The organism is Actinomadura nitritigenes (genome assembly GCF_017573545.1).
GTDB lineage: Bacteria > Actinomycetota > Actinomycetes > Streptosporangiales > Streptosporangiaceae > Spirillospora > Spirillospora nitritigenes.
Genome location: NZ_JAGEOK010000080.1, coordinates 1 through 6,036, shown reverse-complemented (window position 1 = coordinate 6,036; position 6,036 = coordinate 1). Strand labels below are relative to the sequence as shown.

The 6,036-nt window shown below is 73.2% G+C and carries 2 protein-coding genes; both read left to right on the top strand.

Annotated features, from left to right (window positions below; translation table 11 throughout):
• The first annotated feature begins 137 nt into the window (after positions 1-137).
• Entirely contained in the window at positions 138-3,620 is a 3,483-nt protein-coding gene (locus tag J4557_RS48710) for a non-ribosomal peptide synthetase (protein ID WP_208274734.1), read from the top strand.
• A partial coding sequence (locus tag J4557_RS48705; protein ID WP_208274733.1) for a condensation domain-containing protein occupies positions 3,617-6,036 on the top strand: 2,420 nt, incomplete at its 3' end. The genes J4557_RS48710 and J4557_RS48705, both read left to right, overlap by 4 nt.

The following is a 6,036-nucleotide window of genomic DNA, read 5'->3' as shown; positions in this document are numbered from 1 at the left end:
TGCGGACCTTGCCTGGTCACCTGGTTCCGGCGGTGTTCGTGGAGTTGGCGTCGCTGCCGCGCACGGCGAATGGGAAGGTCGACCGGAAGGCGTTGCCCGCTCCGGATCCGGCACGTGGTGAGGTGGCCGGTTCGGGGGTGGGGCGCACGCCTGTCGAGGAGGTGCTGGCGGGGGTGTGGGCCCAGGTTCTGGGTCTGGAGCGTGTCGGGGTCGATGACGACTTTTTCGAGCTGGGCGGGCATTCGCTGCTGGCCACACGGGTGGTGTCCCGGATCCGGGGTGTGCTGGGCGTCGAGGTGCCGCTGTCGGAGCTGTTCGACCATCCGACGGTGGCGGGGCTTGCGGCCGTGGTGGCGGGGGTGTCGCCGGGCGGGTCCGCACCACCGATCGTGCCGGTGGACCGGCGCGGGCGGCGGTTGCCGTTGTCGTTCGCGCAGCAGCGCCTGTGGTTCCTCGACCAACTCGAACCCGGCTCAGTGGACTACAACGCCCTCGTCGTCATGCGGCTGGCGGGCACGGTCGACGCGGCCGCGCTTCGGGCCGCGCTCACCGCGCTGGTCGAACGCCACGAGGTGCTGCGGACGCGCCTGGTCGCCGACGAGGAAGGCATTCCTTTCCAGGCCATCGATCCTCCGGCGGAGGTACACCTGCCGATCCTCGACGTGAGCGGTGCGGCCGACCCGCTGCACGAGGCCCGGACCAAGGTGGCCGAGGACCTCTCCGAACCGTTCGACTTGGCGGTGGGGCCGTTGCTGCGGGCTCGGCTGTTCGTGCTGGCTGCGGATGATCATGTGTTGGGTCTGTGTGTGCATCATGTGGTGTCGGATGAGTGGTCGGCGGGTGTGCTGCGGGATGAGCTGTCGGCTCTGTACGAGGCGTTCTGTCGTGGTGAGCGGTCTCCGTTGGCGCCGTTGCCGGTGCAGTACGCCGATTACGCGGTGTGGCAGCGGGAGTGGCTGCGCGGTGAGGTGCTGGAAGGCCAGCTCGGGTACTGGCGGGATCGGCTGGACGGGCTGCCCGTGCTGGAACTGCCCACCGACCGGCCTCGTCCCGCGGCGCAGTCCTCGGCGGGCTCGGCGGTCGGCTTCGAGGTTCCCGCCGACGTCACCGCACGGCTGCGCGCGCTGAGCGGGGAGTCCGGCGCGACGATGTTCATGACGTTGCTGGCCGCGTTCACGGTGCTTCTCGGCCGGTACGCCGACCAGGACGACGTGGTGGTCGGGACGCCGATCGCGGGCCGCAACCGGGCCGAGACCGAGGGCCTGATCGGGTTCTTCGTCAACACGCTGGTGATGCGGACCGACCTGTCGGGCGACCCCACGTTCGGTGAACTGCTGGACCGGGTGCGCCAAGGCGCACTGGGAGCCTACGCCCACCAGGACCTCCCGTTCGAGCAGCTCGTCGACGCCCTCCAACCCGACCGCGACCGATCCCGCCACCCGCTCTTCCAGGTGATGTTCGACTACGGTCAGGGCGCCCGGCCTGCCGATCCCGGTTTCGACGTGCCGCGGCGGACCACGCTCTTCGACTTGACCCTGGTGCTGGAGGACCACGCCGGGGGCGGCCTGGCCGGAGCGATCGAGTTCGCCCGGGACCTCTACGACGAACGCACCGCCGCGCGGCTGGCGGGCCATCTTGTCACGCTGCTGACCGCGATCGCCGCCGAGCCCGGCCGTCCGGTGTCCGAACTGGACCTCCTGGACGCCGCGGAGACCCGCCGGGTGGTCGCCGACTTCAACGTCACCGGCGCCCCGCCGCCCGCCGCCCGGACCGTGCACGAGCTCATCGCCCGCCGTGCCGCCGCGCACGGCTCGCAGCCGGCCGTCGTCTTCGGCGGCGACGCGCTGACCTACGCGGAGCTCGAACGGCGCGCGGACGGTCTCGCGAGCCGCCTGCGCGGACTCGGCGTCGGCCCCGAGACGGTCGTCGGGCTGCACCTGTCGCGCGGCCTGGACCTGGTCTCCGCGGTCCTGGCGGTCTGGAAGGCGGGCGGCGCGTACCTGCCGCTCGACCCCGAGTACCCGGCGGAACGGCTCACGTTCATGCTCGCCGACAGCGACGTCCACCTGCTGATCACCGACTCGGCGGCGCCGGACGGCTGGGACGGGCCGACGATCACCCCGGAGGGCGCGGGCCCTGCCGTGGACGGCCCGGCCGCCGCGCCGTGCGCGCCGGGCCAGCTCGCCGCGGTCATCTACACCTCGGGTTCGACCGGGCTGCCGAAGGGCGTGCTGATCGACCACGCCGCCCTGCTCGCCGTCTACGGCGCCTGGTCCGCCGCGTTCCTGCCCGAGGGCACGCGCCACCGGTGGCTGTCGATGGCCAGCGCCGGCTTCGACGTCTTCACCGGCGATCTGGTGCGGGCGCTCGGCAGCGGCGGGACCCTGGTGCTCGCGCCGTCCCGCCTGCAGGCCTCGGTGGCCGACCTGGCCGATGCGGTGGCCGCGCACGAGGTGAACGCCTTTGAGTTGGCCCCCCGGTTCGTGGACGAGCTGGTCGAGCACGTCGAGCGCACCGGCCGGTCCCTGCCGTCCCTGCGGCTGCTGCTCGTGACCACCGACACCTGGCGCCGCTCCTCAGCCGCACGGGCGCGGAAGGCGTTCGGGCCGGCCGTCACACTGCGGACCGCCTTCGGGATCACCGAGGCCACGGTCGACTCCACGTCCAGCGACCTCGCCGCGCTCGATGCCGCCGCCGACGGTGCCACCCCGATCGGCGGGCCCCTGGCGGGGACCCGCGTCTACGTCCTGGACCGGCACATGGCCCCGGTGCCGGTCGGCGTCCCCGGCGAGCTGTTCATCGCCGGAGCCGGCCTCGCGCGCGGTTACGCCGGGCGGCCGGAGCTGACCGCGGGGCGGTTCCTGCCCGATCCGTTCCGCGGGGACGGCGGGCGGCTGTACCGCAGCGGCGACCGGGTGCGCTGGCTCCCGGACGGCGAGCTGGAGTTCCTCGGCCGCGTCGACCACCAGGTCAAGGTGCGCGGCTTCCGGATCGAGCCCGGCGAGGTCGAGGCGGCCCTCACCGCCCACCCGGCCGTCGCCGCGGCCGCGGTCGCCGCGCGGGGCCGGAACGGTGACGTGCGGCTGGTCGGCTACGTGGTACCCGGCGATGCCGGGCCCCCGCCATCGGCGTCCGAATTGCGGGCGTTCCTGCGGCGGACGCTCCCGGACCACATGGTCCCGGGCGCCTTCGTCGACCTGGCCGCGCTGCCCGTCACGCCCAACGGCAAGGTCGACCGGACCGCGCTGCCCGCGCCGGACGGAGCACGGCCCGACCTCGGCACCGGGTTCGTCGTGCCGCGTACCCCCACCGAGGAGGCCGTCGCCGCCATCTGGGCCGGGGTGCTCGGCGTGGAACGCGTCGGCGTGCACGACGACTTCTTCGACCTGGGCGGCCACTCGCTGCTCGCCACCCAGGTCCTCGCCCGGCTGCACACCGCGTTCGGGGTGCGGCTCGGCCTGATCGCCCTGTTCGACCGGCCCACCGTCGCCGCGCTCGGCGAGGCCGTCGAGGAACGGCTGCTGGAGGAGATCGAGAGGATGTCGGACGAAGAGGCGACGCGCGCACTGGGCCTGCTCGACCTGCCCGCGGGGACCGACGAGGACGGAGCGACCCGGTGACCATCTCCGCCGAAGACCTGATCAGCGACCTGGAAGGCCGCGGCGTACGGCTGTACCTGAACGACGGCCGGCTCCGGGTCGTCGCCCCGGTCGACGCCCTCACCGACGACCACAAGCGCGATGTCGCCGACCTCCGCGAGGAGATCATCGGGCTGCTGAAGGGGCGCGCGGGGCCGCCGCCGATCGAGCGGGCGGAGCACGCCGGGCCGCCGCCGCTGTCATTCGCCCAGCAGCGCCTGTGGTTCCTGGACCGGCTCGAACCGGGGTCGGCCGAGTACGTCATGCCGCTCGTCCTGCCGCTGCACGGACCACTGGACGTGCCCGCACTCACCGCCGCCCTGGAAGCGATCACGGCACGGCACGACGTGCTGCGGACGACCCTGGTCACCGGCGCGGACGGCGTGCCCCACCAGCACGTCGAGCCGCCCGGCCGCCGCCCGGTACTGGAGTTCCGCGATCTGAGCGGGCGGCCGGACCCGGTCGCCGCGACGCGGGAACTGGTCGACGCCGACGAGGTGACCCCGTTCGACCTCGCGGAGGGCCCGCTGCTGCGCGCCCGCCTGATCAAGGTCGGCCCGGACGACCACGTGCTCAGTCTCTGCATGCACCACGCGGTGTCGGACGACTGGTCGATCCAGGTGCTGCGGCATGAGCTGACCGTCCTGTACGAGGCGTTCTCCCGTGGCGAGCCGTCACCGTTGCCGCCGCTCCCGCTGCAGTACGCCGACTTCGCGGTGTGGCAGCGGCAGTGGCTGCGCGGAGCCGTGCTCGACGCCGAGCTGGCTCATTGGCGGCGCATCCTCGCGGGGGCCCGGCCGCTGGAACTGCCCACCGACCGGCCCCGCCCGGCCGTCCGCTCGTCCGACGGCGACGCGGTCGAGTTCGAGGTCTCCGCGGAGACCGTGTCGCGGCTGCGCGCGCTGAGCAGGGGATCCGGCGCCACCATGTTCATGACGCTGCTGTCGGCGTTCGCGGTCGTGCTCGGGAAGTTCGCCGGGCAGGACGACGTCGTCGTGGGGACCCCGGTCGCCAACCGCGACCGCGCCGAGCTCGAGGGCCTGATCGGCTGCTTCGTCAACACCCTCGTGCTGCGCCTGGACCTGGCGGGCGACCCGGCGCTGGCCGACGTGATGGCGCGCGCCCGGACGACCTCGCTGGACGCGTTCGCCCACCAGCACGTGCCGTTCGAGCAGCTCGTCGACGCGCTCGCCGCCGACCGCGACCGGTCGCGCACACCGCTGTTCCAGGTGCTCTTCAACTACGACCAGCTCGACGCCGAGCCGGGCGCGCACGAGGGCGGGCTCGACGCCGGGGCGGCGAACCCGGCGGTCAGGATCAGTGCGAAGTTCGACCTGACGCTCTTCCTCGTCGAACGGGACGAGGACATCACCGGCTCGATCGAGTACAGCACCCAGCTGTTCGACCGGACGACCGTGGAACGGTTCGCCCGCTGCCTGGTGACCGTGCTGGAACTGTTGGCCACCGAACCGGCGCTGCCGCTGTCGCAGGTGTCGCTGCTGGACGCCGCCGAGCGGGAACGGACGCTGGGGGAGTGGGCGGGCACCGGCGGTGCCCTCCCCCGCTCGGTGGACCCGCACCTGCCGGCCGCCGCGCCGCCCGAGGCCGTCGCCGTGGTGTCGGCCGGCACGACGCTCTCGTACGGGGAGCTGCGTGAACGCGCGGGGCGGCTCGCGGGGCATCTGCGCGACCTCGGTGTGGGCGCGGAGACCGTGGTGGGCGTGTGCCTGCCCCGGGGGGTGGACGTGGTGGTGACGCTGCTGGCGGTGTGGCAGGCCGGTGGCGCCTATCTGCCGCTGGATCCCGGGCTTCCGGTGGACCGGCTGGCGTTCATGCTGGCCGACAGCGGCGCATCGGTGGTCGTGGGCACCGCCGACTCGGTCGGCGGCCTGCCGGTGGGCCGGGCACGGCTGGTGACGCTGGACGATCCCGCCACCGCAGCGCTGTCGGCGGCGGCCCGGCCGCCCGCGCCAGAGCCGCTCGATCCCGGCCGCCTGGCGTACGTCATCTACACCTCGGGCTCGACGGGACGACCCAAGGGCGTCCAGGTGACCCACGGTGGACTGGCGGCCTATCTGGACGGCGTGATCGACCGCCTCGGCCTCGGCGCCGGTTCGTATGCGATGGTTCAGTCGGCGGTGACGGATTTCGGTAACACGGTGCTGTTCGGTGCGCTGCGCACGGGCGGGACCCTGCACCTGATCGACGCCGAGATCGCTGCCGATCCGGCGGCTTTGCGCGGCTACCTGCGGGCGCATCCGGTCGATTTTCTGAAGATTGTGCCGTCGCATCTGGCTGCGTTGGCGGGTGGTGGGGGGTTGTCGGAGTTGTTGCCGGCGCGTGTGCTTGTTTTGGGTGGGGAGGCGGCTTCGGCGGGTTTGGTGGATGCGGTGCTGGG